Raw genomic sequence first — 26,581 nt, forward strand, 5'->3', positions numbered from 1 at the left:
TCATTAAAGGAGTATGAAAATCAAGCTTCCTTTTCAATCTGTTTCACAATAAAACTTTAGAATTGAAGCAACAGATCAAATCTAAATCAGATTTGAAAAATAATTACGGTGGATACTGTCCTGTGGTAATAACTCTAATAAACGCTGTACAGCATCAATTCGGTCATGTGTCTGCCCAATAATTCTTAATAACTGATCGATATCCTTTATTTGATAGATCAACTGGCTCAAACGGGCATCAAAACAATGTCTCCAAGTGCTGAGTAAAGGGCTTTCTGATTTAGAGAGAAAGCTACCTTTATATAGTGAGAATGTACTGGAAATAAGATTTGCATTTAATGATTGTTCAGCACGTAAAAAATCACATTGGACTTCACAGCTAAGCCTATAAATGCGAGCTTCAATTGAATGAGGTAATAGGCTACGAAGTTGTGAAAGCTCAGCCTTTAGGGTTTTTAGGCTGACACTACGCTCACCATAAAGGGCATAGTGTAACTCTTCTAAGCCAATTCCATGGGGATTCAAAGCTAAAATGCAAAGTATTTCAATTTGACGGTGACTCAAGTTTAAAGTTTGCCCATTAAATTGAACCCAAGGTGAACCTAGCGCTTTAATGTACAAAAAATTTTGCTGCTCAAATTTTATGGCACGCTGTATTAAATCTGCACAGCGTTCAACTGCGAGCAACCCTAAAGGCGTATGTTTTTTATATTTTGTAGAAAGGTTAATAATGCCGTGAAATTGTCCCGATGTTGGGTCCCAAATCGGTGCGGCATAACAAACCCAATCTCTAACACTGTCCATTTGGTTTTCATGAGAATAGACGCAACTTGATATTTGGCTGTTTAACGCCATACCAATCGCATTGGTTCCAACTGCCTGTGTAGACCAATGTCCGCCCTCAATAAAATGAACTTGTTCAGCAGAAGAAAGCATCGCTGAACTACTCCATGTCCACAAGAGAGTCCCGTGATGATCTGTAAGACCAATCGCCATATCTGAATCATTTGCTATTTTGAGTAAATCTGCATAATTATGCTGAATAGAACGGCGGAATAAAGACGTTTTATCTTCTTGAGGCAATGCTAAAACAGGGGCAGCATGCACAGTAGTTTGATTAATTAAATGCGTCGTTTGCAGCTTTTTTGCAGGTGGTGTATTGAACAGGTTCATATCATATTCCTTTATGATGAGACTGTAATATTTTCAAACTTTAGAAATGAGCTTCAAAATTTATAGTCATTTACGTCATTTCTTCTTGCTTCGATTTTAAATGCTTTTTTCTTTGCTTGGTTAAGTTAGATCTTTTGGCTTTACCAGTCCTTGAGCTACTTTAAAAGTGTTCTTATGAGCTGAAAATGACTATTTCCATCTGAAATGTTAATAAACGTAACTGTCATATTTATCAATGAAGCATGTAAATAATGAAAAGTCATTCACGTATATATGGGGCAGGTACAACCTCACCATAATACTGGCGGTCAGCAAAATAACTTGATCGTACCAATGGTGCACTCCAAATATTTTTAAACGCCAAGCGTTCTCCATGAGTTTGATAATGCTTAAACTCTTGTAATGTAACAAAGCGATGAATTGGCGCGTGAGACTTGGATGGCTGTAAGTATTGGCCGATTGTGACATAATCAATTTGATAATCTTTCAAATCATTTAATAACGCAATAACCTCAGCCTCAACTTCTCCTAAACCGACCATCAAACCGCATTTGGTTGGAATGTCGGGACAGTAGTGTTTAAATTTTTTGAGTAAATCCAATGAGTGCTTATAGTTAGCGCCTGGTCGCATGGCTTTATACAGACGTGGAACGGTTTCAATATTATGATTAAAAACATCGGGTGGGTTTTGGCTCAGAATCTTCAGGGCAATATCTGCACGACCACGAAAATCAGGAACCAAAATTTCTATCAGAGTCTCTGGACTGGTTTGACGAATTTCTCGAATGCAATCTGCAAAATGCTGTGCACCACCATCTTTTAAGTCGTCTCGATCAACAGAAGTAATCACGACATACTTTAAGTTTAGATTCTTGACTGTTTCAGCCAGATGCTTTGGCTCATTAGGATCTAGGATATTAGGACGACCATGTGCGACATCACAGAATGGACAGCGGCGAGTACAAATATCTCCCATGATCATAAACGTTGCAGTCCCTCCGCTAAAGCATTGCGGCAAATTGGGGCAGGCCGCTTCTTCACAAACCGTATGTAGTTTCTGTTGTCGTAATAAATCCTTAATGATTTGAACTTCCTCGGGTTGACTAATTTTAGTCCGAATCCATTCTGGCTTTTTCGGTGTCGTTTCCGTTGGAACAACTTTAATCGGAATACGCGCCATTTTCTCAGCGCCACGTAGCTTCTTTCCAGTTAATACTGTGTTATTTAAATCCATTTCAAACACTCCGTCGTTTAAAATAATTAACATATACCCTGATATTAAATAAACTGCTTTAAATGCATTAATAATATTAAAACAGGGCAAAAAACTTATCATATAAAACAAAGGTTGGTTAAAGGTTTGTTTTTGTATGTGATTGAGCTGTTGTAAAATTTTACAAAAATTTTTAATTTCATAACCTTCTGTTTTTAATATTTATCTCATCTTTTTATGCATTATATTTTTTTAGTCTAATATGAAATTAAGTAAAAATATTCTTATATAAATATACGATTTAAAAATCCAATTATTCAATTTTGGATTTTCTTTTAAGCGTAGTGAATAAGGAACAAATATATGCAATTAACGGAAGAGCAATTGCTAGCAGCATACAAAAGAATGCGCGACATTCGTGAATTTGAGGATCGACTTCACGATGAAAACAATACAGGTGATATCCCTGGTTTCATCCATCTCTATAGCGGTGAGGAAGCTGTTGCAGTAGGGATTTGCGAAAATTTAACAGATAAGGACTTCATTACATCAACACACCGTGGACATGGACATTGTATTGCTAAGGGCTGTGACATTCACGCCATGATGCTAGAAATTTTTGGTAAAGATGATGGTTTGTGTCGTGGTAAAGGCGGCTCAATGCACATTGCGGATTTAGATAAAGGCATGCTCGGTGCAAACGGTATTGTAGGTGGTGGTCCACCTTTGGCTATTGGGGCAGCTTTAAGTGCTAAAACACTCAAGAATGGTGGTATTGGTCTGTCATTTACCGGTGATGGCGGGTCAAATCAGGGCTTAACTTTTGAAGCAATGAATATGGCTGTGGTGTTAAAGCTTCCTGTCATTTTTGTTTTTGAAAATAACGGTTTTGGTGAAGGTACTGCACATGATTATGCCGTAGGCAGTAAAGACATTGCAGGCCGAGCAGCAGGTTTTGGCTTACCCGCTGAAAAAGTAGATGGAACAGACTTTTTTGCTGTGTATGAAGTTGCACAAAAAGCCATTGAACGTGCCCGCCGTGGTGAAGGCCCGAGTGTGATTGAAACAGTAACCAACCGTTTTTATGGACATTTTGAAGGTGATCCGGGACTTATTCGTTCCAAAGAAGAACTGGATTATGTCAAAGAACATAAAGATCCATTGAAAATATTCCGCGAAAAAGTCAAAGACAAAATTGACGAAGCCAAGCTCAATGCGATTGACGCTCAGTCTAAAGCCAATGTAGACGATGCCGTTGCAAAAGCACGCGCAGCTAAGTACCCAGAAGTCTCTCAGTTACTTACTGATGTTTACGTCTCTTACTAAAGGAATAGTAGAAAAATGCCAAATAAAAGTTATCGAAACGCGATTAAAGAAGCAATTGAATTAGAAATGCGCCGAGACTCAAGTGTCATTGTGGTCGGTGAAGATGTTCGTGGTGGGCATGGTGGCAAAAATACCGATGACAATAAACTGGAAGGTTTTGGCGGTGTACTTGGTGTAACCAAAGGCTTATGGACTGAATTTGGTTCTGAACGAGTCATTGATACGCCAATTACAGAATCAGCGATTATTGGTATGGCGGCAGGTGCTGCTGCAACGGGTTTAAGACCTGTGGCAGATTTAATGTTTATGGATTTTTACGGCGTGTGTTATGACATGCTGTATAACCAAGCAGCTAAATTTCGCTACATGTTTGGCGGCAAAGCCAAAGCGCCACTCGTTGTACGAGGCATGATCGGTGCAGGTTTTTCCGCAGCAGCGCAGCATTCTCAGTCGCCATATAACGTGTTTGCCTCAGTGCCAGGCTTAAAAGTGGTGGTGCCTTCAAGTGCCTATGATGTGAAAGGGTTGTTGATTCAAGCCATTCGAGATGACGACCCAGTGGTCTTTTGTGAACACAAATTATTGTATGACATTAAGGGCGAAGTGCCAGATGAGTCCTACACTATTCCTTTTGGTGTCGCAAATTACACCCGTGAAGGCACAGATATCACCATTATTGCCTTAAGCTTGATGGTGCATCGTGCCAATGAAGTCGCTGATAAGCTCGCAAAAGAAGGCATTTCGGTTGAAGTGGTTGACCCTAGAACCATTTCACCATTAGATGAAGATGGCATTTTAGAGTCAGTGGCTTCAACAGGTCGTGTGGTGATTGTAGATGAATCAGCAGCACGTTGTGGTTTCGGACATGATGTGGCTGCGCTTATTGCCCAGAAAGGCTTTCATTATCTTAAAGCACCAATCGAGTTAGTCACTCCACCACACTCACCCGTACCATTTTCGCCAGTATTAGAAAAAGAATGGCTACCCAGTGTAGAACGCATCGAACAGGCTGTACGTAAGACGTTGGAGGCTTAGGATGAGCGAAATTAAAACCTTAGAAATCCCAAAATGGGGTTTGTCCATGGAAGAGGGCACGATTGCCCAATGGCTGATTCAGGAAGGTACGCAATTTAGTAAAGGACAGGAAATTTGTGAAATTGAAACCACAAAAATCGTCAATGTTCTAGAAGCGCCTTTCGATGGCTTGCTACGAAAAATTATTGCTAAAGATGGTGATACCCTTGTCGTAGGTGGAATCATTGCAATTTGTGCAGACGCTCAAGTTTCCGATGCAGAAGTTGAAGCATTTGCACAGTCTTTAGGGGGAACACCTGCTGTAACTGAAAATAAAGCGGTAGCAGCGGTTCCTGAAAAAGTCGATGTGGCTCAAGTTGAAACCAAAGTACAAGCTGCTCCTAAACAGAACAGTGTTGGTAATGGATCAAAAGCGGTGACTCAGGGCGGATATTCTATTCCTGCTGCGTTACAAGGCTACCAACAAAGCGATGATATTTTTGCAACGCCACATGCCTTGAAATTGGCTGAAAAGCATAATGTAAACTTGGCTCAGATTACGGGTTCTGGACGTGAAGGCCGTATCAGTGTTCAAGATATTCAGGCCGCAGTTCAAGCTGCTGGTGGTTCTTGGCCAGATGTACGTCATCAAGCCAGCACGAAAGCCGCGAAATCTAAAGCAGATGACAGTTATGTTCTAGCGACACCTGTTGCCCGCCGTTTGGCAAAACAATGGGGCATTAATTTGCATGATTGTCGCGCATCAGGTTCACGTGGACGAGTCTGTAAGGAAGATGTTGAAGCTGTATATCAACGGGAAAATCCTGTACAAGCTCAACATACTGAGTATGCGCATCCAACAGAGTCTGCAAAATTCACCACCGTAGCTATGAATGGTATGCGTAAAGCAATCGCTGCACGGCTACAAGCGGCAAAACGCAATGCACCACATTTTCGCTTAACGATAGACTTAAATGTTGAGTCGGTTCAGGTTTTGCGTCAGCAAATTAACAGTACTGTACCGCAAGTCAAACTGTCCATTAACGATATGCTGATTAAAGCTGCTGCTGCTGCACTGATTAAAGTTCCACAAGTTAATGTTCAGTTTGATGAAGAGAATCAGCAGATTTTACAGTTTGAACAGGCTGATATTTCGGTTGCTGTAGCCATCGAAAATGGACTGATCACGCCAATTATTAAAGCAGCGAACCGTAAATCTTTGGCGCAAATTTCCAATGATATGCGTGATCTGGCGACACGTGCCAAAACTGGAAAATTGGCACCTGATGAGTTTCAAGGGGGCAGTTTCAGTATTTCCAATTTAGGCATGCTTGGTATTCAACAGTTTGATGCCATTATTAACCCGCCTCAAGGTGCAATTCTAGCCTTAGGTGCAGCAGAGAAACGTGCTGTCGTTGAAAATGATGAGATTGTTGTTCGTGAAATGGTGACCGCAACATTGTCTTGTGATCATCGTGTCATTGATGGTGCGTTGGGTGCTCAATTCTTATCGGCATTTAAGCAGTTTGTCGAAAATCCTGCATTAATTTTGGTGTAGGAGGAATAGTCATGTCAGATACACAATTTGATCTTGTGGTTATTGGTGCTGGTCCTGGAGGATATGTCGCTGCGATTCGCGCAGCGCAACTGGGATTAAAAACGGCAATCGTTGAAAAACAACACTTAGGCGGAGTATGTCTTAATTGGGGATGCATTCCAACCAAGGCATTATTGAGCGGGGCTGTGCTTGCGCAGCAGTTCAAACATGCAGGGCAGTTTGGCTTTACGCTTAACGCGATTGATTTTGATATTCAAAAACTGGTCCATCATAGCAGACAGGTTTCTGAGCAACTCGTGCAAGGTATCGGTCAATTATTGAAAAAAAATCAAATCACTGTTTTTAACGCGGCAGCCCAGTTTATTGCCAAAGAGCAATTAGAGCTGACAGATGCGAATGGTCAAAAACAGCAGATTTCTGCACCGCATATTATTGTCGCAACAGGTGCACGTGCGGCCAATTTGCCTCATATTCCTGTAGATGGCCATCAGGTCTGGAGTTATAAAGAGGCTTTAGTTCCAGAACAATTACCAAAATCTTTACTGGTCATTGGTTCGGGTGCTATAGGCAGTGAGTTTGCAAGCCTATACCAAGACTTAGGCTGCCAAGTCACCTTGGTTGATATTGCCAAGCAGATTCTCCCTAGCGAAGACATTGAAGTTGCCAAGTATGTGCAAAAGCAATTTGAACAGCAGGGTATACGGGTTTTAACCGAAGCGACCGTAAAAAAAATAGAAACTGATCAGGCTCAAGTACATTGTCATATTGAAACTGCCACAGGTGTGCAAATCATTAGCGTTGAAAAGGTACTTTCAGCAATTGGCGTGAAACCGAATGCTGAAAATCTTGGCCTAGAAGCTTTGGGCATTGAACTTGAGAATGGTTTTATCAAAGTCGATTCATGGTGTAAAACCAATGTTGTGGGCGTTTATGCAATTGGCGATGTTGCAGGCGCGCCGTGTTTGGCACACAAAGCCAGTCACGAAGCCATTCTTTGTGTGGAGAAAATTGCAGGCCTAAGTCATGTACATGCTTTAGATCGTACACAAATTCCGGGCTGTATCTTTACCCATCCGCAAGTGGCCAGTATTGGTTTGACAGAACAGAAAGCGAAAGCTGCGGGCTTGAATATCAATGTGGGTAAGTTTCCTTTACAAGCGAATGGTAAAGCATTGGCTTTGGGCGATAGCGCAGGATTTGTTAAAACCATTTTTAGTCAGGAAACAGGTGAATTGTTGGGTGCTCACATGGTTGGACATGAAGTCACCGAACACATTCAAGGGTTTGCCATCGCGAAATACCTAGAAGCTACAGATGAAAGCTTAGCGCAGGTCATTTTCCCTCATCCTACTTTGTCTGAGGCGATGCATGAGTCGGTCTTGTCGGCGATGCAACGTGCAATCCATATTTAAGGAGTCGCAACATGCCTAGAGGTTTAAACAATAAAGTTGCATTAATTACGGGTGCGGCACAAGGTATTGGACGCGGTATTGCCTTACGTTTAGCACAAGAAGGTATTCATATTGGATTGGTCGATCTTCACCAAGAAAAGTTAAATATTGTTCAACAAGAGGTTGAAGCCTTTGGCGTAAAAGCCACCACATTTATTGCGGATATTTCAGATCCAATACAAATCATTGACGCTATTAATCATGCAGAATCGACACTTAATGGTTTTGATATCATGATTAATAACGCAGGTATTGCACAAGTCAAAGCTTTGGCAGAAGTAACGCCGAGTGAATTTAACCAAATTATGAACATCAATGTCGGTGGTGTACTTTGGGGGATTCAAGCCGCAGCAAATAAATTTAAACAACGCCAACAGGCTGGAAAAATTATTAATGCATGCTCAATAGCAGGTCATGAAGGCTTTGCTTTACTCGGTGTTTATTCGGCAACTAAATTTGCAGTTCGTGCATTGACGCAAGCTGCGGCTAAAGAATATGCCAGTGTTGAAATTACTGTAAATAGTTATTGTCCGGGTGTTGTTGGTACAGACATGTGGGTCGAAATAGATCAGCGGTTCTCTGAAATTACAGGTGCACCAATTGGTCAAACGTATAAAAAATATGTAGATGGTATTGCTTTAGGACGTGCTGAAACCCCAGATGACGTGGCTGCATTAGTTGCATTTTTAGCCAGCGAGGATGCAAACTATATTACAGGTCAGTCTATTTTGACAGATGGTGGAATGGTTTACCGTTAATATCAACATAAGGAATACACAATGAAAGCAGCTCGTTTTTATGATCGAGGGGATATTCGAATTGAAGATATCCCTGAACCGAAAGTACTTCCAGGCACAGTTGGAATTCAAGTTGCATGGTGCGGTATTTGCGGTACAGATTTACATGAATTCATGGAAGGCCCTATTTTTATTCCACCTTGTGGTCATCCACATCCAATTTCGGGAGAATCTGCACCTGTAACAATGGGACATGAATTTTCAGGCGTAGTTTATGCAGTTGGTGAGGGTGTAGACGATATCCAAATTGGACAACATGTCGTAGTTGAACCCTATATTATTGCGGATGATGTCCCGACTGGCCCAAATGATAAGTATCATTTATCAAAAAATATGAACTTTATTGGTTTAGGCGGACGCGGTGGTGGTCTTTCTGAAAAAATTGCAGTTCAGCGGCGTTGGGTTCATCCTATTTCAAATGATATTCCTTTAGACCAAGCAGCATTGATAGAACCTTTATCTGTCGGTCATCATGCCTATGTCAGAAGTGGCGCAAAAGCTGGCGATATCGCACTGGTTGGTGGAGCAGGCCCAATAGGCTTACTTTTATCTGCTATTTTAAAGGCTAAAGGTCTCACGGTCATCATTACTGAACTGAGTGCAAAACGTAAAGAAAAAGCGATAGAAGCGGGTGTTGCCGATTATGTACTAGACCCATCTAAGGTTGATGTAGTTGCTGAGGTAATGAAAATTACAGAAGACCGCGGTGTAGATGTCGCTTTTGAATGTAGTAGTGTCAATAAAGTCATGGATACACTCGTTGCAGCAATGAAACCAACTGGTGTAGTCGTTATCGTTTCTATTTGGAGCCATCCTGCCACAATTAATGTACATAGTGTGGTGATGAAAGAGCTAGATATTCGTGGCACGATTGCTTATGTAAATGATCATCAGGAAACTATCCGTTTAGTCGAGCAAGGTAAGATTAATCTAGAACCTTTTATTACCCAACGTATTGCATTAGATGATCTTGTTTCTAAAGGCTTTGAAACGTTGATTCATAATAATGAATCGGCTGTAAAAATTATTGTTCATCCATAGTAAAGCCTAATTTGAACGACTAATTTGAATAAACTAGAAATAAACTCTATGTAGCTATTTCTAATATCTTTATAGATAGGGAATGAGTCTGTACGTACAGATTCATTCTCAAATTTACAGTGTTGAGTGCCAGTATGATTTTGATCATACAGTCTAGTAAAGATAGAAAATAAGTTTTTAAATAAACCATAGGGATATAGACTAAATTTTGCCAGGAGAGTGGTGGCAGTCTACCACTAATTGAAAGGTATCTACAAAATCATTGGCTATTCAATAAGTTTAGTTTTCTGTTTGGTATAAAATATTATGCTGAGTTTTGATAGCTACGATTTTTGTTTGGCTTTTTGACGTAAGACATACAAATATAAGCTTTCAACTTTTTCACGTGCCAATGGTGTGGTACGTAAAACCGTAATGATGACTTAATACTTGGATCTATACAAAAACATCTAATTTCAATTTTACGACTTAAGCCATCAAAGCCACATCAGAAATAATGAACAAAATGACAGGTGTTATTTATTTAACATAATGTACATTATACGCAATCAGTCTTGTAACTCCAAAATAAAAATGTCTGGTCTATGATGCGCATCAACATGATGGACTGGATATAAACTTGAGATGCTGATCACTATGTCTGACAAGGAAATACAACGTCTTGCAGTCCTGCAAGATGTTCGAGATCAACGTATTACACAAGTCCGTGCTGCAGAAATTCTGAATCTTTCAACACGCCAAATTACTCGATTATTGCACAAGCTCAATCAAGACGGTGTTTCAGGTCTGGCACATGCCAGTCGTGGTCAACCGGGTCATCGTCGTCATGATGACTTGTTAAAATCAAAGTGCCTTTCCATTATTTCTGAACATCTGCTGGGCTTTGGTCCCACCTTGGCGCATGAGAAGCTCAACAGCATGTTTGACCTGAATATCCCTGTAGAAACGCTTCGGCGCTGGATGACTGCAAATGGTCTCTGGATTCCGCGATCCAAGCGCCAGAAACGTCCATATCAACCTCGATATAACCGCGATTGCTTTGGTGAGCTAATCCAGATTGATGGCTTATATCACGATTGGTTTGAAGGACGTGACGCTAAATGCTGCTTGTTGGTTTATATTGATGATGCCACTGGAAAGCTGTTGCATCTGCGCTTTTGTGAGGCCGAAACGACCTTTGATTATATGCTTTCAACCCGAGCCTACATTGAGCAATACGGCAAGCCTTTGGCCTTTTATAGCGATAAACACTCAGTATTTCGAGTCAATCAGAAATCCAAGCAAGACAGCCAGATCACGCAATTTGGCAGGATTCTCAACGAATTAAACATCGATATTATCTTTGCCAACTCACCACAGGCCAAAGGACGTGTGGAACGCGCCAACAGAACTCTGCAGGATCGCCTGATCAAGGAAATGCGTTTGGAAGGCATCTGCTCAATTACCGAGGCCAATGCTTGGCTGCCCTGCTTCATTGAGCAGTTCAATCAGAAGTTTGCCAAGTGTGCGAGAAACTCGAAGAACTTGCATCGGCCATTAAGCGAATCTGATCTTGAACTGGATGATATTTTTACCTGGCAGGAACCGCGTAAGGTCACCAAGAATCTGACCCTGAGCTATGACAAGTGTATTTATATGCTTGAGCCAACACCACTGAACCACAAACTTGTTGGGCAATACATAACATTTTTAGAGTATCCAGATGGTACTGTGGCCATCATGCACGAAGGACGGAAGATCAACTACAGTATTTTCAATAAACTGGCTAGACTGCAGCAGAATGAAGTAGTTGAGAATAAAAGATTAGGTGCGGTTCTGGCCCATATCCAGCAACAACATGAAGAGTTGGAAAAACAAAATAAAAGTTCCCGTGCCAAGAAAAGTATGCCGAGTCGTAAAGCTCAGAAAGTTGTTATTGAACAAAGAAATTTAAATCCTGTTCTTGACTCTTGCAGTTAAAAACAGGACATTTTAAATGGTTTATCGCATAGACATTTTAATTGGTGAATAACATGAATATATTAAGCAATTGATATATATGGGTTTATTTTAAGTGTTCGGTGTCTCAATTTATCTTATCATTCACAAAAAGATAAAAAGCTACTCAATCTTTCAATCAAGTAGCTTCAAAAATACGCCGTACAATCTGTTAAATTTTTTTCCAAGTCATCGTGCTAATCGCATTCGCGCTCTTGGCTTTGCCATATACTTTCATTTGATTATTCGCCGCATTTAATTGAGCATCAATTTTATAGACATAACCATCTTTCGGATTAATCCATTGTCCTTGCGAAAATTGTTTCGGATTTGAATTTGCCACTAAGCCTTCTAATGCCTGCATGCCTTTTATGGGCTGATTCTTTAAGTTGCCTTGGCATTTACTGCATACCTCTAATTGAATTGTGCCTACCGATAACAAATTTCGAGTAATTACAGCACTATATTCCGAAGTTTTAGAGTTCTTACGAATCACAATTTCTGCAACATAATGCCCTTTATGATCATCAATGACTTTCCATGTACCAATCAATGGATCAAATGGCATGGCTTGAGCAGGAAAAATAAATCCCAAATATAGTGCAATTGCACCTAAAAAATTACGCATCATAAAAATATCAACTTAAAACCAATTTACAGCACGGTTGTGCTAAAAATGGGCGTGATTATAGCAATCAATGTTGAATTTAAATTAATTTTTTCATTAAAATTAAATGTTTATATGCTATTGGTTCGATGAAATATCATTAAAAATGTGAACCAATACGCTTTTTGTGGATGGATAATTTTTGATGTGTTGCAGCTTTATGTATAAAAGTGAATCTATAACGTGATTTTGTATGCAAATTAATCATCTATATTTCTATTTTCAACATTTGCTGTGTTATGGCTTAAACTAGACCTACAAGCTGTATCACTATAAGTTACGAAATATTCACAGGAATGCTCTTAACTTTATCCTAAGTTTTTGTTTTTACTGTCTTAAATTTATCTATCTTTAAATTTAGGTTTAGTCATCAAGGTAACATCGTATGCTCAAGTGGTTCGAGAAACTTATAGATCCTTATCCAAATAAAGGTTTGACCGAACCCTTGCCAACCACGTTTTTTGCCTTTGTTTGGCAAGCAGCTTCAGGTGTACGTCCATATTTATTGTTATTGGTTTTATGTACTGCAGGCGCTGCCAGCTTTGAAGCTTTGCTATATGCAAAAATTGGCGATTTAGTCACATGGCTTAGTCAAAGTCAGCCAGATACTTTCCTTGCGCAACATCAGCAGAACCTTACTTTGCTGTTTTGTATTTTATTGGCCAATATCTTTTTTGCCAGTGCGCAGTCAATTGTGAAGCATCAAATGTTATACAGTGGTTTTCCAATGCGTTTGCGTTGGCGTTTCCACAATTTAATGTTGCAACAAAGTCTGGATTTTTTCCATAATGATTTTGCAGGAAGACTCTCTGCCAAAGTCATGCAAACCGCCTTAGCAGTACGTGAGTTTTGGGTCATTTTGGGCGATATGCTTGCCTATGTATTCATTTACTTTATTACGATTAGTCTGGTATTGGGCGCAATTTCTCCAATGCTCATTTTGCCGTTATTGCTATGGTTGGCTTTATTTATTCTTGCAGCAGCTTATTTTATTCCGCGTTTGAGCAAAGTATCTAATGAACAAGCCGATGCACGTGCAGTGATGACAGGACGTGTGACCGATGCTTATACCAATATCCAAACCGTAAAATTGTTTGCGCATGCAGGCCGTGAAAGCCAATACGCCAAAGCATCTATGCAAGAATTTATGGTGACGGTTTATAAACAAATGCGTTTGGGCGCTCAATATGAAATCAGCATCAATTTACTGAGCGTGGTGTTGTATGTAGGCGTTTTAGGTACTGCAATTTGGCTGTGGTTAAATGGTCGTGCAGAATTGGGGATTATTGCAGCCACCACAGCCATGATTCTTAAACTCAACAGTATTGCCGAGTTTATGATGTGGCAGACCTCTGCCCTGTTTGAAAATGTCGGCACCATTCAAGATGGTATGAAAACTCTTGGACGTCCAATTGCGATTCAAGACAAAGTCAATGCGAAGCCATTACAAGTTGCTCAAGGCGAAATTCAGTTTAAAGATGTCAGTTTTGCTTATAACAGTAAAAACGTGATTGACCAGTTTAATCTGCATATTCGTGCAGGCGAAAAAATTGGTATTGTGGGACGTTCGGGTGCAGGTAAATCGACCCTCATTCAATTGCTTTTACATTTTTATGAGCTCAAACACGGCTCAATTATGATTGATGGGCAAAATATTGAAGATGTAACCCAAGACAGTTTGCGTAAAAATATTGCACTTGTCACTCAAGATACTTCGCTATTACACCGTACTGTGGCTGAAAATATTAAATATGGTCGTCCTGACGCGACTGATGCAGAAATGTTTGAAGCTGTACGCAAAGCCAAAGCCGAAGAATTTATTCCACAATTGACCGATTTACGTGGCAAAAAAGGCTATGAAGCCTACGTGGGCGAACGGGGTGTTAAACTTTCAGGTGGACAACGTCAACGTATTGCCATTGCCCGTGTTTTCTTAAAAGATGCACCTATTTTAATTTTAGATGAAGCCACCAGTGCGCTCGACTCTGAGGTTGAAGCGGCAATTCAATCGAGCCTCGATGAACTCATGCAAGGTAAAACTGTAATCGCGATTGCACACAGACTATCTACCATTGCACAAATGGATCGTTTAATTGTGCTCGATCAAGGACGTATTGCAGAACAAGGTACGCATGATGAACTGGTGGCTATGAACGGAATTTATGCACAACTTTGGCAGCGTCAAACAGGTGGTTTTTTAATTGAACAAGATAAAATCGTAAAACCATCGACTGATAAAAATTAGCATCTCCAGCAACTTTGCTGTAACTCAGGCTTTGATGAAATGCAGATTTATCGCATATAGTCAAAGCCTGTTTTGTCTAACAATTTCCATAGGATTTCTTTAATTTTCATGCCAAGATGCAATATGTCATCTACGTTCTTATGTCGCCGTTTGGCAAACTAAGATATGCATAGATGACAGTCGCTAAGGCAAATTAAAATAAAATTAGCAAATGCAATGGAACATGCATGAAAACAATATCAGCACGTCAGGAACAAGGTGTTCCAGGGGTTTATGGCTTATTGGTTTTGGATGTTGTATCCCGTTGGGGTTATAACGCAGATACCTTATTTGCACCATTTCAACTCAATAGCGAAATGTTGGCAGACCCAGAATGTCGTATTCCTACACCTATTGCCAATGAGTTGGTTAAACATGCTTTAAAACTTACAGGCGAATCGACGCTCGGTTATCATCTTGGTACGCAAATGCGCATTTCCATTCATGGCTTTATTGGCTATGCGATTATGACTGCGCATGAAATTAGTGATGCGTTGATTTTAGCCAATCGTTTTATTCAACTGCGTATGCCCTTTTTACAATTGTTTTTCTCAACTTTTGGTGAAAAAGCCAGTCTGCAATTGCAGTGTGATATTCACATGGAACCTTTACGCACAGAAATTGCCATCGCTTTAATTATTGGCATGATTACCATGAGTAAAGCCATGACAGGTACCGAACACTTTACAGGTGAAGTCGATTTTGACTTTCCTAAACCTGCAGGTTTTGATCAGTATTTTTCGAAATTTCCTTATCATCAATTCCGTTTTGATCAGCCGTATTTAGGTTTAAGTTTTGACAAGCAATATCTAGGCTTAAAAATGATTAATGCCGATCCTATTGCCAGTCAAATTGCGATTAATCAATGTGAAGCCGAACTTTCTGCTTTAGGTGAACGTCGCCGCATTTCTATGCGAGTACGTGATATTTTAACCCACGCAGAACAGCATTATTTAAGCATTGAAAATGTTGCCGACTATCTACACATGTCCGACCGCACACTCAAACGTCAACTGGCTGCAGAAGGTACTTCATTTTCAAACTTGGTCGATGAAGTACGTTATCGGCATGCAACTTCCCTGCTTTCCCGTACAGACTACACGCTAGAACAAATTGCCGATGAATTGGGTTATAGCGATGTGGCAAATTTTAGTCGTGCTTTTAAACGCTGGAGTGGACGCAGTCCGAGCAATTGGCGTAAAGATCCGTATTTATAAACTTTTGTTTTTAGCAAAAAGCATGTATAAAACATGGCAAAAAGATTCGATACAATTTAAGGAGTTATCAAATGAATCACCCAGCGGAATTAAAATATGCAAGAACACATGAATGGGTGCGTATTGAAGGTGATTTGGTCGTCACAGGCATTTCAGACCACGCACAAGATGCTTTAGGCGATTTGGTCTATGTAGAAGCACCTGAAGTTGGTCAAAAAGTAATTGCGGGTGAACAAGCAGGTGTGGTTGAGTCTGTTAAAACAGCTTCAGATATTCACGCCCCTGTTTCAGGCGAAGTAGTTGAAGTAAATAGCAATTTAGACGATGACCCTGACTTTGTAAATGATGAACCGTATGGCAAAGGCTGGATTTATAAAATCAAGCCAGACAATATGGCAGATGTGGAACAGCTTTTATCAAGTGCGGACTATGAATCTGGCTTATAAGCCTTAAATTTGTAGTGTTTAATCGCTCAAATTCAAAGAAATCAGCTTCGGCTGATTTTTTTTGCATTGCAATTTGCGAAATAAATAAAATTATCTTTATTTGATAAAACAATTAAAAAAATAGAATTAAAATCTAATTTTAGTTTTAATTTTATTAAATAACTATACTTTTCACATAAATGGGTTTATTATTTTTTGCATGATCTTACTGTGTGATGACTTCCAATAACAAAGCATCTGTATAACAAAGTACACATTGCACGCTACTCCACTCACCATATATAGGTTTAAGTTATGTCAGCTATAAATGTCGAACATTTATGGAATAAGTCGTTTATTCTCTGCTTATTCAATAACTTGTTCTTATTCATATTTTATTTTGCGCAAACGACAATTTTGCCTATTTATATTGTGAATGAGTTGGGTGGTAGCTTGTCACAGGCAGGTTTAGCCATGACTTTGTTTATGTTATCTGCAATCGCGATTCGCCCATTTAGCGGTTTGATTATTGAAAAATTTGGTGTAAAGAAAACCTTATATGTTTCTGAAATCATGTTTTGTCTGTGTAGCGTGGCATACATTTTTGTAGATAGTTTACTGTTTCTACTCGTACTGCGTTTTTTACATGGGATTTGGTTCAGCATTGTCACCACAGTTACCGTCCCTATTGCCAATAACTTTATTCCAGACAGTCGCAAAGGTGAAGGTATGGGCTATTTTTTGGTGTCAGTAAATTTAGGGATTGTATTGGGACCTTTAATTGGTTTAAGTCTGATTCAAAGTGTTTCTTATGCCAGTATTTCTACCTTACTATCCGTCAGTGTTTGGGTAGGTTTCGCCTTCTGTTTAATGATTCCAATTGCGACCCAAAAAGTAAAAACTGAAACAACACCTAAACGTAAATTAGGGCTTCAAGATTTTGTAGAGAAAAAAGCAATTCCTGTATCACTCATGGCGATGATGGTTTCTTTCGCGTATGCCAGTATTATGTCATTTATTTCCACCTTTGCAGAATCACGCAATATGCTGTCTTATGCGAGTTTATTCTTCGTGATATTTGCAGTTTCGATGATGATTTTGCGCCCAATTACAGGCAAAATTTATGATCGTAAAGGGGCGAGTTATGTGATTTATCCTGCAATTATATTATTTGCTTTAGGATTAATTGTCTTGAGTCAGGTACACAGTGTATTCGGTTTTATGTTGGCTGCTGCATTAATTGGTGTAGGGTTCGGGTCTGCCCAACCTTGCCTGCAAACCATTTCAATTCAACGCTCCCCTAAAGATCGTATTGGTCATGCCACATCTACGTATTTTTGTTGTTACGATATTGGTATCGCCTTAGGCGCGTTAATTCTAGGTTGGATTATTGCGGGTTATGACTATACCGCAGCGTATTTGCTCTGTGCTGTTGTGACCTTAATCAGTTTAATTTTCTATAAATTTGTTGTGGCTAAACAACCTAATGCAGATATTCAGGCTTAGTTTTTAATAGCAGCAAAAGAATTGTTATTTTAAAAACTAATCTAAGAAGAGTTGATTTTTAAATACTCTCCCACCCAAAAAACCTGAAATTTCAGGTTTTTTGGGTTTCTGGAGTTTTATTTTTTATGCAGTTTTAGCCAAAACCTGACGATTTAAGCTTTCAGCGACCTCAATAAGCAGTTGTTCAGTCTTATCCCAACCCAAGCAGCCATCGGTAACAGATTGACCATAAGTCATCTCGCAAGAAATCTTTTGATTTCCATCCACCAAATGACTTTCTAACATGATGCCACGGACTTGCGTCTGTTCACGTTCTGCCACAATGGTACGCAAGACTTGCGGTTGTTGTTGTGGGTCTTTATGGCTGTTACCGTGACTACAGTCAATAATCAATGCAGGCAACTGCCCTTTGGCTTTGTGCTGAATTTTCTCAATTTCTGCCAATTGATAATTTGGCCCTGAATTTGCGCCACGTAAAATTAAATGCGCGTGTGGATTACCTTGTGATGACAAAATAGCAGGTAAACCCGACTGGCTCATTCCCATGAATTGATGTGGATGACTTGCCGATTGAATTGCATCTAATGCAATTTGAATTGAGCCATCAGTTCCGTTTTTGAAACCAATGCTATACGGCATGGCGCTAGAAATTTCACGGTGAATTTGTGATTCACTGGTACGTGCGCCAATTGCACCCCAAGCCAGTACATCATCAAAATATCCTGTTGCCATTGGGCTTAAAATTTCAGAAGCAATTGGTAAACCCATTTCTATAATTTGTAGATACAGTTCACGTGATTTTTCTAAGCCTAATTGCATGTTTGCAGAGCCATCTAAGTCTGGGTCATACAAAAAGCCTTTCCAGCCTACCGTAGTACGTGGCTTTTCGATATAGGCGCGCATCACCAAGAAAATTTGATCTGAAACTTGGCTTTGTAATTGTTTTAATTTTTCTGCGTATTCGAGTGCTGCTTGCGGATCATGAATTGAACAAGGTCCTGTAATGACCAATAAGCGAGGGTCTGTGCCCGCTAAAATGTTCTGAATAATCTGTCGATGTTGTGCGATTTGTTGTTTTAGCGCAGATGAAAGTGGGAGTTGCGCTTTGAGTTGATGCGGTAAACTTAAACTAATTTCAGTATTGTTGGTCTGTTGTTGTAAAGCAGTATTTAAAGCATTCATTGGTCTGTTCCTTTGGACTGTTTCTCTTTTTTACAGTCCGATCATTTATTTCAGCGTTATGGGTCTAATGGATTGCAAGGTTTGAGTCATAGATTGACTAAAGTAAAACCAATAAAAGTTGCTAAAGTATGAATAATTAACGTTGTACATGATTAAATCTCCGAAAAACCTATAAAATTCAAAACACCAGACATAAAAAAACCTGATCAGGGTTGCCGATCAGGTATCAACTGGTGGGCAACCTTTTGCCCGAACGCGACTCAGGCAATCATTGAAACTGCCAAAAGTAATAGTAAGCGTTTGCGATTAAAGGTTGCTTTAACATCTTGTTTTCATCAAAAAATGAGCTGTTAAAATTAAAATACGCTGTATTGTTCCGTTTGGCAATCCTTTTTGTAAAATAATTTTTATTGGATGTATTTATTAAAATTAAGCTGCTGTTTTAGCGAATCCAGGGGTTAAAAAAACCAAGCCGAAGCTTGGTTTTTGTTGGGTCTTTATTTAAGCGCGTTACTCATCATTGATCAAAATGAATCACACTACGAATAGATTTACCCTCATGCATTAAATCAAAGGCTTCATTAATTTGGTCTAGCCCCATGGTGTGCGTTACAAATGGTTCGAGTTGAATATCACCCTTCATGGCTTCTTCAACCATGCCTGGCAATTGCGAACGACCTTTTACACCACCAAACGCAGTTCCTTTCCAAGTACGACCTGTCACCAATTGGAATGGACGAGTTGAAATTTCCTGACCTGCACCTGCAACACCAATAATAATGGATTGTCCCCAACCACGATGCGCACATTCCAAAGCGGAACGCATCACATTGGTATTTCCAATACATTCAAAAGAATGATCTACGCCCCAACCTGTTTTTTCCACAATGACTTCCTGAATTGGGCGGTCATAATCTTTTGGATTTAAGAATTCGGTTGCACCAAATTGTTCTGCCAATTTGAATTTCTCTGGGTTGGTATCAATGGCGATAATACGGCTGGCTTTGGCTTTATGCGCACCTTGCACAACTGCTAAACCAATACCACCTAAGCCAAATACCGCAACGGTATCGCCTTCTTGGACTTTTGCAGTATTTTTAACTGCACCTAAACCAGTTGTAACACCGCAACCTAATAAGCAAACTTGCTCATGATTGGCTTCAGGATTAATTTTTGCTAAAGATACTTCAGCAACTACCGTATATTCACTAAAGGTTGAACAGCCCATGTAGTGATAAATCGGTTGTCCATTATAAGAAAAACGTGTCGTGCCATCAGGCATTAAACCTTTACCTTGTGTCGCACGTACGGAAACGCATAGGTTGGTTTTACCAGATTTACAGAATAAACATTCGCCACATTCTGCTGTGTAAAGCGGAATCACATGATCGCCTGGTTGAACACTGGTCACACCCTCACCAACTTCAACCACAATACCTGCACCTTCATGGCCAAGAACTGCAGGGAAAACACCTTCAGGATCTTCACCCGATAAGGTAAATGCATCGGTATGGCATACCCCTGTGTGGGTAATTTTGACCAAGACTTCTCCAGCCTGCGGCGGTGCAACATCAATTTCAACAATTTCAAGCGGCTGACCTGGGCCGAATGCGACGGCTGCACGTGATTTCATGAGCAAATTATCCCTAAAAAATACATTAACAGATGATAAGGGGCTGCTGACAATTCGTCTATGTTTGCGATGTGAGAGAGATATCTCGCAAGCTATTTATAAAATATCAACAGACTCTCACAATACCCTCTTTCTATTCAGAGTTTCAAGCATTAACATGAGGATAATCTCCATGTATAAATACAGAATGACTTAAGAATAATCATGAAGATCCAAAGACCTTGTTACTGGCTTGGAATGTTGGCTTTTTTCGCTATTTTACTGACAGGATGCAGTTTACCGATGAATCAAGCGAGCAAAGATAGCCCTGTTGAGCATTATGTAGATCATTGGCTGAATGGTCAGGAAATTGATGCACATTTATCCCAAAATTTAACAGCGTATCTTTCTCTAAATGATGCCTTTAGTAGCATCGCCTCGCGTTTATATTTGATTCAAAAAGCACAGCACCATTTAGATTTACAATATTACATTTGGGAAGATGATTTAATTGGTCAGTTGATGTTGGCTGAACTGCTCAAAGCAGCAGATCGTGGTGTAAAAGTTCGTTTATTAATTGATGATCAAAATGGTACGCAACTTGATCCAACCTTAAAACGGCTTGCTCAGCATCCTAATTTTGAAATAAAAATTTTCAATCCGTACAAATATCGGCATTTTCGTGTGATGGATTATTTGTTTCGTTTTAAACAAATCAATCGCCGTATGCACAATAAACTAATTATTGCCGATGGGGCGATTGCCGTGACAGGTGGGCGTAATATTAGCCGTGAATATTTTGATGCCAGTGAAATTTTTCAATTTACTGATATGGATATTCTATTCTATGGCAGTGCTGTCCCCCAAGCCAATGCCGTGTTTTTAGAGTTTTGGAATGACGAACTAAGCTATTCAGTAAAGCAATTATTAGGCACAGGCAACGCGTTGCAATTGAGAGAATTGCGTAATCGCTATGAATTAAATGCCAAATATAAAGATAAAATTCGTGAACGTGTGGCTAACGCGCAAGAAGAAGTCAGCATCAAATTAGAACAACATCCTGTACAGTGGGTACGTGCGCATTTTGTGGCAGATTCTCCGAATAAAATTCGGGGTACAGCTCAAGGCGAGCAACTGATTTACAAACAAATGTTAAAGTTAATGGGTGAGCCCAAACAACATTTAGAACTGGTTTCTGCCTATTTTGTCCCAACAGAAGATGGTCTTAAAACACTCACTCAACTGGCTGAAAAAGGAATACAGATACGTGTATTGACCAATTCATTTTTAGCCAATGATGTGCCTTTGGTACATGCATTTTATCAGCAGTATCGCGTAGATTTACTTAAATCAGGTATTCGTTTATATGAATTTAAGCCTTATATTGAACGAAAAAAGCGTACTTGGTATGAAGTTGCAACGGGTAACGTAATTCCTGCCAAAGGCAAAAACGCCTCGAGTTTACATGCCAAATTCTTTGATATAGATGGCATGGTCTTTGTAGGTTCTTTTAACCTTGATCCTCGTTCTGCAAAATTAAATACCGAAGTTGGCTTGGTGTTAGAGTTTGAACAATTGCAAAACGATGTTTCTCAATCTTTAGACCGCTATTTGCCACAAATTGCGTATGAACTGCAATTAGACGAAAACGGTCAAATTATTTGGTTAGATCATCAGGCAGATGGCAGTATTCAAACGTATCATCATGATCCTGAAACCACACAGTTTCAGCGTTTTATGATGAAAACAGTTTCATTATTCCCTATTGAATGGATGATGTAATGACAATAGGTAGACATTAATTATGGAAGCGTATTTTTCTTTCTCTGCCATCACTGTCTACAATTATTTAAAGTTACTTATAGTAAGCCTATTTCTTTAAATAAGTTAAAATACGCTTCTGCCTTTTTCTCTAAAGCTAAAGGATAGGCTCGTGAAGATGAAGGCATCCGATATAAATGCAGCTCACGCTTGGCAAAATAGCAATGTGTCGCCTGCCCAATTTGAGGTTTTTCGGCAGATTCAGGCATAGATAACATGAGTGTATCAGTCGCTTTATCGCCTGTGGTCATAATGCTTTGACATAAAGGTATCTTGCTTAAAAGTGCTGCAATATCCATTGGTTTTTCAATCTGTAAAAATTTGTCTGATGCATTGCCTTTTAAGCGAATCACCTGCTGCGCCGTATCTGAAATAGCAATGCCAGTGGTGTTTAAAAAATCAATAATTTTATGAAGATGAAAATTTTTAGCTTCTAAATCTAAAAAGTAGTTTTTATCTTGAAAAAAGCATAAGCCCAAAATTCGCCACATATCATTTTGATAATTCGGATAGTAAAAATCCATTTTCCAGCGGTTTTTTGGCGGAGGAAAACTTCCCAACATTAACAGCTTAGCATTGGCGGGTAAAAAGGGTTCGAGTGGATGGGTTTCTATTTCAGACATTATTTAAAATCAATAAGTTATAATGCGATTTAAAAAATAATTTTGACTAAATATCAAAAGACTGTTTCTTAAATTTTAGCATAATTACAGGTTTTTCAACGATACAATCCATTCCATTTAATGCATTTATAATTAATGCCTGCAAAATTCCTGCAAAACTTTTGCAAAACTATTATGGAAAATATAGAACGCATTGACCATTATGACAAAATAAAATTATAAAAATTTGGTACTAAAATGGATGAATTTTCATAAAAAAAATGAAAAAGGCGCCATTAATTAGGCACTTTCTTCGTTCTGATGTGCTTAAAATTGCGATACTACATCAATAAAAACAAACTCTCTTGAATACTTCGTTGGCATGCCTACAAATGTGAACTCTACATTCCCCTTCTTATCATTTCTTTGTGTCTCAGCATGATGAGAAGAAATATGAGTCACATCAAAGAATCGAACATGGTTATTCAAGCCAATAATTTCCTCTTCTTCATTCGATATAAGAACTTCTAATTCAGGATCATATGTTTCTAATTTCTTTATTAAATCTTTAACTTTCATTTTTGCCTCATTAAAAGTATTTGCAAAATGGGACTTGTGAGAACAGAAGATTCGCGCAAAAGTTTTTTGTCGTAAAATAAATTACTAAGAAAAATATTGCACCAGCAATCATTAGGAGTGCACCAGAAAACTTCCAATTTACAACATCTTGGTTACCGCATTGTCCGCAGTAGTAATAATAGCCTTTGATACGACCACCACATTCAGGGCATTTTTTATGATTGATTATAAAATGGTTCATATTTATCCTCCAATCATACTTTTATGCAGTTGAATAGCTGCATTACCTGATGCGAACAAAACAATTAAAGTCGGTATCAGTAAAAAAATGAGTGCTAAAACAAACTCTACTAACAGAATTTTTCTCTTCTGGGCAACCAATTTTAATGTTCTTAAAAAATGCTTACTCCATACTTTAAGATTATATGGGTTATCACAAACTCTATATTCAGATAAATTCTCAACCTGTCTGTCCATATGATCAGTAATCTGTTGAATGAAATTCATAATATTTGCTATAACAATATAGAAAAAAATAAATGCCATAGCTAAAGTAACAGACCACAGAATATAATTATTCAATGTGTTACTGCGTACTACAAATAATATCCAAACGCCACCAACTAAAACTTGGGGGGTTAGATTACGCATATACTCTAAAACAGCTTTATTGCCATCAGGTGTAAACAGAAAAAGATTGCTTTTAATTCTCTTTTTTCCTGCTTTGTACTTTTCATCATCATTACTATATTTCATTAAAACTCCATTGCTAATATTAGAAAGCACACAAGCACGAATGCTTGTGCACCAGATCATTTATGCTGCGCATCGAACTAAGAAAGCCCATGCGTGATAACCGTACTTATGGGCATCTAAAACTCGACCAGAGTTGCCTCGTACACGACGATAGCGACAGAACACCCATTTCATGCCTTTCGGCGGTTCTTGAGTACCTAACTTCTTAAGCACATAGCTCACCTCCTCTCCCAAGGAGATTTGAAAAGCTAACTTAAATGATCTACAATGAAGTTCCTTACGCTTTACAGTAGTCATCTGAGTTAGCCGAATAGCCCTTGGGTGTACTATCCGAAACTGATATGAAAGATTACTTACATATCAGTTTTTTCATTTTAAAGAATTAAATTTATTTTTAGCTGCCAAGTAACCAACTTGAAACTGAGCTTGAATCTGTTCAATTGATAATCCAATACATTGTTCTGTGGGCATTAAAAGCTCAGCTGCAAACGTATCAGCTTGCCATTCTGAATCTTCAAAATGCTTATGAGTCGGCAATGAGCCTCGAGCAAAAGTCACTCCCTCATGAAGGAACAAATGTCCCAATTCATGTGCGGCAGTAAAACGTGATCGATTGTGCCTTGGATTAGTTGAATCACATAAAGCGTCATAGACATCTTCACGCAGAATAATTAATGCTGCATCTGGGTTTGTCCACCCTTCAACATCAGGCATCTCGTGAATTTCTCTTACTTCAAATGTCACCTTATATTGATGCAACGTATGTTCAAGAACTTTCACCAAATCAATGGCATCAGTAGGTGCTAAATTGAAAAATTTATCCCGTACTGTACGAGCTTTATCCTTGATGCTTTGTGCACTCAAGGGCTGAACTTTATACCCTCGAGGCACTGAACAACCAGATGTCATATATTAATTCTCCTCTAAAATTTTTCTCAGTTCAGCTAGATCGACCGATTGTGCCTGAATACGTCGTGCAAACATTAAGGCAAGTTCTGCTTCTTCAGCATCATGCGTTTTGATTGTTACGTTTTCAACACTTTGGCTTGCAGCATGAGTTAACAGCTTTTCTTCATCTTTAGTAAGTCCTAGAGCATTTGTAATTTTTGTAATTAATTCAGCACTTATTGGCTTTTTACCTGTTTCAACAGCTGATAAGAAAGCTGAACTAACACCAATAGAAGTCGCAAGTTCATTCAGGTTGCTATCATAATCAATCCGAAGCTTCCTAATTGCTTTTCCAAATTCTGTTAGTTTAGACATTTTCATAACCCTATCACTAAACCCATCCTTTATTGGATGAGCAATACCATTACGGTATTTTTAATATATTATCTAATTTTTAAAATAAATCAACCTAAAGGTTAATTATTTTTATGATTAATGATTTTGTGTCATTCGCGACTAAATCATAAATTTGTCAACTATGGTGACATTTGGGCATTAGTACTGAAAAATAAAAGCCCGCATCAGCGGGCATTTTTTATTCTTTATTTTGTTTTGCTTCGATCTGCTCCTCACCTATCTCAAAACCTATTTCTACAGCACCGTTTAGCCCAAATATAGACAACAATAATTTAAACATCATTTTCCGCAAGTTAATTCTTATCTATTTGGGTAGATTTGAGTTATGTTTCATGCGGTTCATTCGATCAATATCTGCAGGTTTGTAGCCATGATCCAAGAGATACTTGGTCTTATCATCGGGATAGTCTCTCAGAATATTGACTCTCCGACAAACCCGGTACGGTTCATTCCTTCTAGAATTACTATAGATTTCCAATAATTCAAGCCACAAGGTGTATACTCTCACGCGATCATTAATCACATAAATAGACATTATGAAATTCATTATCTTGGCTTTATTTTTCTTTTCTACTTGGGCATCGGCAAAAGAAATTAATTCAATTCCAAATGAGTATATTGGACTCTGGGGTGATAGCGTCCGCACATGCAAAACTAAAGAGCCTAACGGGGACTTTATGCTCCTTGTAAATGTTACTCCAAAGCTTATTGAGGGGAGTTATGCGGAATCAAGCTTTACATTTAAACCTATTTTTATAGAAGCTGACTGGATGCACAACAAAGCTCTACCAACTGCAGGATGGTATGCGCCATATTACGATGAAGATGGTGATCAGCAACAAAAACCAGTATTGATGAATGTAACGCTTTTCAAAGAGCGCAATGGATTGTACATATTGCCATTAGCTAGCACAAAACTTGTAAAATGTTAAAAAGAAGCCCGCAATCAGCGGGCTTTTTTAATAGAAAGAAATTAATAAATAATACCATCCCACCAACCACGCACATCTCTGTTGGTAGTATATGAGGCAGTGTTACCTGGTTTCAGTGTGTAGTTGCAGGTGTAAACTGTTGC

At 39.0% G+C, this 26,581-nt stretch carries 24 protein-coding genes and 1 pseudogene; 13 read left to right on the forward strand and 12 right to left on the reverse strand.

The genetic code is table 11. The features are described 5' to 3' along the window. Positions 1 to 81: 81 nt before the first annotated feature. Both FTU09_RS10915 and lipA read right to left on the reverse strand, forming a co-directional pair. A complete protein-coding gene (locus FTU09_RS10915) occupies positions 82 to 1,173 on the reverse strand; it encodes a transcriptional regulator (protein WP_180062499.1) in 1,092 nt (363 codons plus the stop codon). Between the two features lie 259 nt (positions 1,174 to 1,432). Then, positions 1,433 to 2,407, reverse strand: a complete 975-nt coding sequence (lipA, locus tag FTU09_RS10920; RefSeq protein WP_180062500.1) for a lipoyl synthase — start codon at positions 2,405 to 2,407, stop codon at positions 1,433 to 1,435. A gap of 342 nt (positions 2,408 to 2,749) precedes the next feature. Here lipA and FTU09_RS10925 point away from each other — a divergent pair, with 342 nt between their 5' ends. Genes FTU09_RS10925 through FTU09_RS10950 form a run of 6 tightly spaced genes read left to right on the forward strand, consistent with a single transcriptional unit; the run spans position 2,750 to position 9,573 of the window. Next, entirely contained in the window at positions 2,750 to 3,712 is a 963-nt protein-coding gene (locus FTU09_RS10925) for a thiamine pyrophosphate-dependent dehydrogenase E1 component subunit alpha (RefSeq protein ID WP_104851953.1), read from the forward strand. Positions 3,713 to 3,727: 15 nt separating this feature from the next. Further along, on the forward strand, positions 3,728 to 4,747 hold the full coding sequence (locus tag FTU09_RS10930; RefSeq protein ID WP_136143937.1) for an alpha-ketoacid dehydrogenase subunit beta: 1,020 nt from the start codon (positions 3,728 to 3,730) through the stop codon (positions 4,745 to 4,747). 1 nt (position 4,748) lies between these two features. Continuing rightward, positions 4,749 to 6,284, forward strand: a complete 1,536-nt coding sequence (locus FTU09_RS10935) for a 2-oxo acid dehydrogenase subunit E2 (protein WP_180040954.1) — start codon at positions 4,749 to 4,751, stop codon at positions 6,282 to 6,284. Between the two features lie 11 nt (positions 6,285 to 6,295). Continuing rightward, complete coding sequence (gene lpdA / locus FTU09_RS10940) at positions 6,296 to 7,696, forward strand: dihydrolipoyl dehydrogenase (RefSeq protein ID WP_104851956.1); 1,401 nt, start codon at positions 6,296 to 6,298, stop codon at positions 7,694 to 7,696. An 11-nt stretch (positions 7,697 to 7,707) separates the two neighbouring features. Beyond that, entirely contained in the window at positions 7,708 to 8,493 is a 786-nt protein-coding gene (locus FTU09_RS10945) for an acetoin reductase (protein ID WP_180080308.1), read from the forward strand. A 21-nt stretch (positions 8,494 to 8,514) separates the two neighbouring features. Further along, the gene (locus FTU09_RS10950; RefSeq protein ID WP_004281883.1) at positions 8,515 to 9,573 is read left to right on the forward strand and encodes a 2,3-butanediol dehydrogenase; all 1,059 of its coding nucleotides are present in this window, start codon (positions 8,515 to 8,517) and stop codon (positions 9,571 to 9,573) included. A gap of 323 nt (positions 9,574 to 9,896) precedes the next feature. On the opposite strand, the pseudogene FTU09_RS10955 reads toward FTU09_RS10950, so the two are convergent. Next, a pseudogene (locus FTU09_RS10955) lies at positions 9,897 to 10,057 on the reverse strand (VF530 family DNA-binding protein); the annotation flags it as partial. Positions 10,058 to 10,197: 140 nt separating this feature from the next. Here FTU09_RS10955 and FTU09_RS10960 point away from each other — a divergent pair. Next, positions 10,198 to 11,532 (forward strand): ISNCY family transposase, encoded by a 1,335-nt coding sequence (locus FTU09_RS10960; RefSeq protein WP_180080311.1) that lies wholly within the window; start codon positions 10,198 to 10,200, stop codon positions 11,530 to 11,532. Positions 11,533 to 11,722: 190 nt separating this feature from the next. Here FTU09_RS10960 and FTU09_RS10965 read toward each other — a convergent pair whose 3' ends face one another. Continuing rightward, positions 11,723 to 12,181: a DUF2147 domain-containing protein gene (locus FTU09_RS10965; RefSeq protein WP_180080314.1), complete on the reverse strand. Its 459-nt coding sequence runs from the start codon at positions 12,179 to 12,181 to the stop codon at positions 11,723 to 11,725. A gap of 421 nt (positions 12,182 to 12,602) precedes the next feature. Here FTU09_RS10965 and FTU09_RS10970 point away from each other — a divergent pair, with 421 nt between their 5' ends. The 4 genes from FTU09_RS10970 to FTU09_RS10985 all read left to right on the forward strand — a co-directional run bounded on the left by FTU09_RS10970 (position 12,603) and on the right by FTU09_RS10985 (position 17,649). After that, positions 12,603 to 14,462: an ABC transporter ATP-binding protein gene (locus tag FTU09_RS10970; protein WP_154320748.1), complete on the forward strand. Its 1,860-nt coding sequence runs from the start codon at positions 12,603 to 12,605 to the stop codon at positions 14,460 to 14,462. 227 nt (positions 14,463 to 14,689) lie between these two features. Beyond that, a complete protein-coding gene (locus FTU09_RS10975) occupies positions 14,690 to 15,718 on the forward strand; it encodes an AraC family transcriptional regulator (RefSeq protein ID WP_004973729.1) in 1,029 nt (342 codons plus the stop codon). 71 nt (positions 15,719 to 15,789) lie between these two features. Further along, complete coding sequence (gene gcvH, locus FTU09_RS10980) at positions 15,790 to 16,164, forward strand: glycine cleavage system protein GcvH (protein WP_096902550.1); 375 nt, start codon at positions 15,790 to 15,792, stop codon at positions 16,162 to 16,164. 294 nt (positions 16,165 to 16,458) lie between these two features. Beyond that, a complete protein-coding gene (locus FTU09_RS10985) occupies positions 16,459 to 17,649 on the forward strand; it encodes an MFS transporter (protein ID WP_131261381.1) in 1,191 nt (396 codons plus the stop codon). Positions 17,650 to 17,772: 123 nt separating this feature from the next. On the opposite strand, the gene FTU09_RS10990 is transcribed toward FTU09_RS10985, so the two are convergent. Together FTU09_RS10990 and FTU09_RS10995 are read right to left on the reverse strand one after the other, a co-directional pair. Next, a complete protein-coding gene (locus FTU09_RS10990) occupies positions 17,773 to 18,831 on the reverse strand; it encodes a 3-deoxy-7-phosphoheptulonate synthase (protein WP_104851962.1) in 1,059 nt (352 codons plus the stop codon). A 517-nt stretch (positions 18,832 to 19,348) separates the two neighbouring features. After that, positions 19,349 to 20,464, reverse strand: a complete 1,116-nt coding sequence (locus tag FTU09_RS10995; RefSeq protein WP_004973720.1) for an S-(hydroxymethyl)glutathione dehydrogenase/class III alcohol dehydrogenase — start codon at positions 20,462 to 20,464, stop codon at positions 19,349 to 19,351. Between the two features lie 237 nt (positions 20,465 to 20,701). Between FTU09_RS10995 and FTU09_RS11000 the strand changes: the two genes are divergently transcribed. Then, positions 20,702 to 22,225 carry a phospholipase D family protein gene (locus FTU09_RS11000; protein WP_180080320.1) on the forward strand — a complete coding sequence of 508 codons (1,524 nt, stop codon included), beginning with the start codon at positions 20,702 to 20,704 and terminating at the stop codon, positions 22,223 to 22,225. A gap of 77 nt (positions 22,226 to 22,302) precedes the next feature. Here the strand turns inward: FTU09_RS11000 and FTU09_RS11005 are convergent, their stop codons facing one another. The 6 genes from FTU09_RS11005 to FTU09_RS11030 all read right to left on the reverse strand — a co-directional run bounded on the left by FTU09_RS11005 (position 22,303) and on the right by FTU09_RS11030 (position 25,464). Then, complete coding sequence (locus FTU09_RS11005; protein ID WP_180080317.1) at positions 22,303 to 22,887, reverse strand: uracil-DNA glycosylase family protein; 585 nt, start codon at positions 22,885 to 22,887, stop codon at positions 22,303 to 22,305. Positions 22,888 to 23,193: 306 nt separating this feature from the next. Next, positions 23,194 to 23,445 (reverse strand): hypothetical protein, encoded by a 252-nt coding sequence (locus FTU09_RS11010; protein ID WP_180061127.1) that lies wholly within the window; start codon positions 23,443 to 23,445, stop codon positions 23,194 to 23,196. Positions 23,446 to 23,688: 243 nt separating this feature from the next. Continuing rightward, positions 23,689 to 24,201 carry a hypothetical protein gene (locus FTU09_RS11015; RefSeq protein ID WP_180061126.1) on the reverse strand — a complete coding sequence of 171 codons (513 nt, stop codon included), beginning with the start codon at positions 24,199 to 24,201 and terminating at the stop codon, positions 23,689 to 23,691. A 60-nt stretch (positions 24,202 to 24,261) separates the two neighbouring features. Beyond that, a complete protein-coding gene (locus FTU09_RS11020) occupies positions 24,262 to 24,414 on the reverse strand; it encodes a hypothetical protein (RefSeq protein WP_180061125.1) in 153 nt (50 codons plus the stop codon). A 156-nt stretch (positions 24,415 to 24,570) separates the two neighbouring features. Then, positions 24,571 to 25,110 (reverse strand): ImmA/IrrE family metallo-endopeptidase, encoded by a 540-nt coding sequence (locus tag FTU09_RS11025; protein ID WP_180061124.1) that lies wholly within the window; start codon positions 25,108 to 25,110, stop codon positions 24,571 to 24,573. A gap of 3 nt (positions 25,111 to 25,113) precedes the next feature. Beyond that, positions 25,114 to 25,464, reverse strand: a complete 351-nt coding sequence (locus tag FTU09_RS11030; protein ID WP_180061123.1) for a helix-turn-helix domain-containing protein — start codon at positions 25,462 to 25,464, stop codon at positions 25,114 to 25,116. 578 nt (positions 25,465 to 26,042) lie between these two features. On the opposite strand from FTU09_RS11030, the gene FTU09_RS11035 reads away from it, so the two are divergent. Beyond that, complete coding sequence (locus FTU09_RS11035; protein WP_178319058.1) at positions 26,043 to 26,438, forward strand: hypothetical protein; 396 nt, start codon at positions 26,043 to 26,045, stop codon at positions 26,436 to 26,438. The last annotated feature ends 143 nt before the right edge of the window (positions 26,439 to 26,581 follow it).

Origin of the sequence: Acinetobacter sp. YH12058 (assembly GCF_013419805.1) — a bacterium.
GTDB classification, from domain to species: Bacteria; Pseudomonadota; Gammaproteobacteria; order Pseudomonadales; family Moraxellaceae; genus Acinetobacter; species Acinetobacter towneri.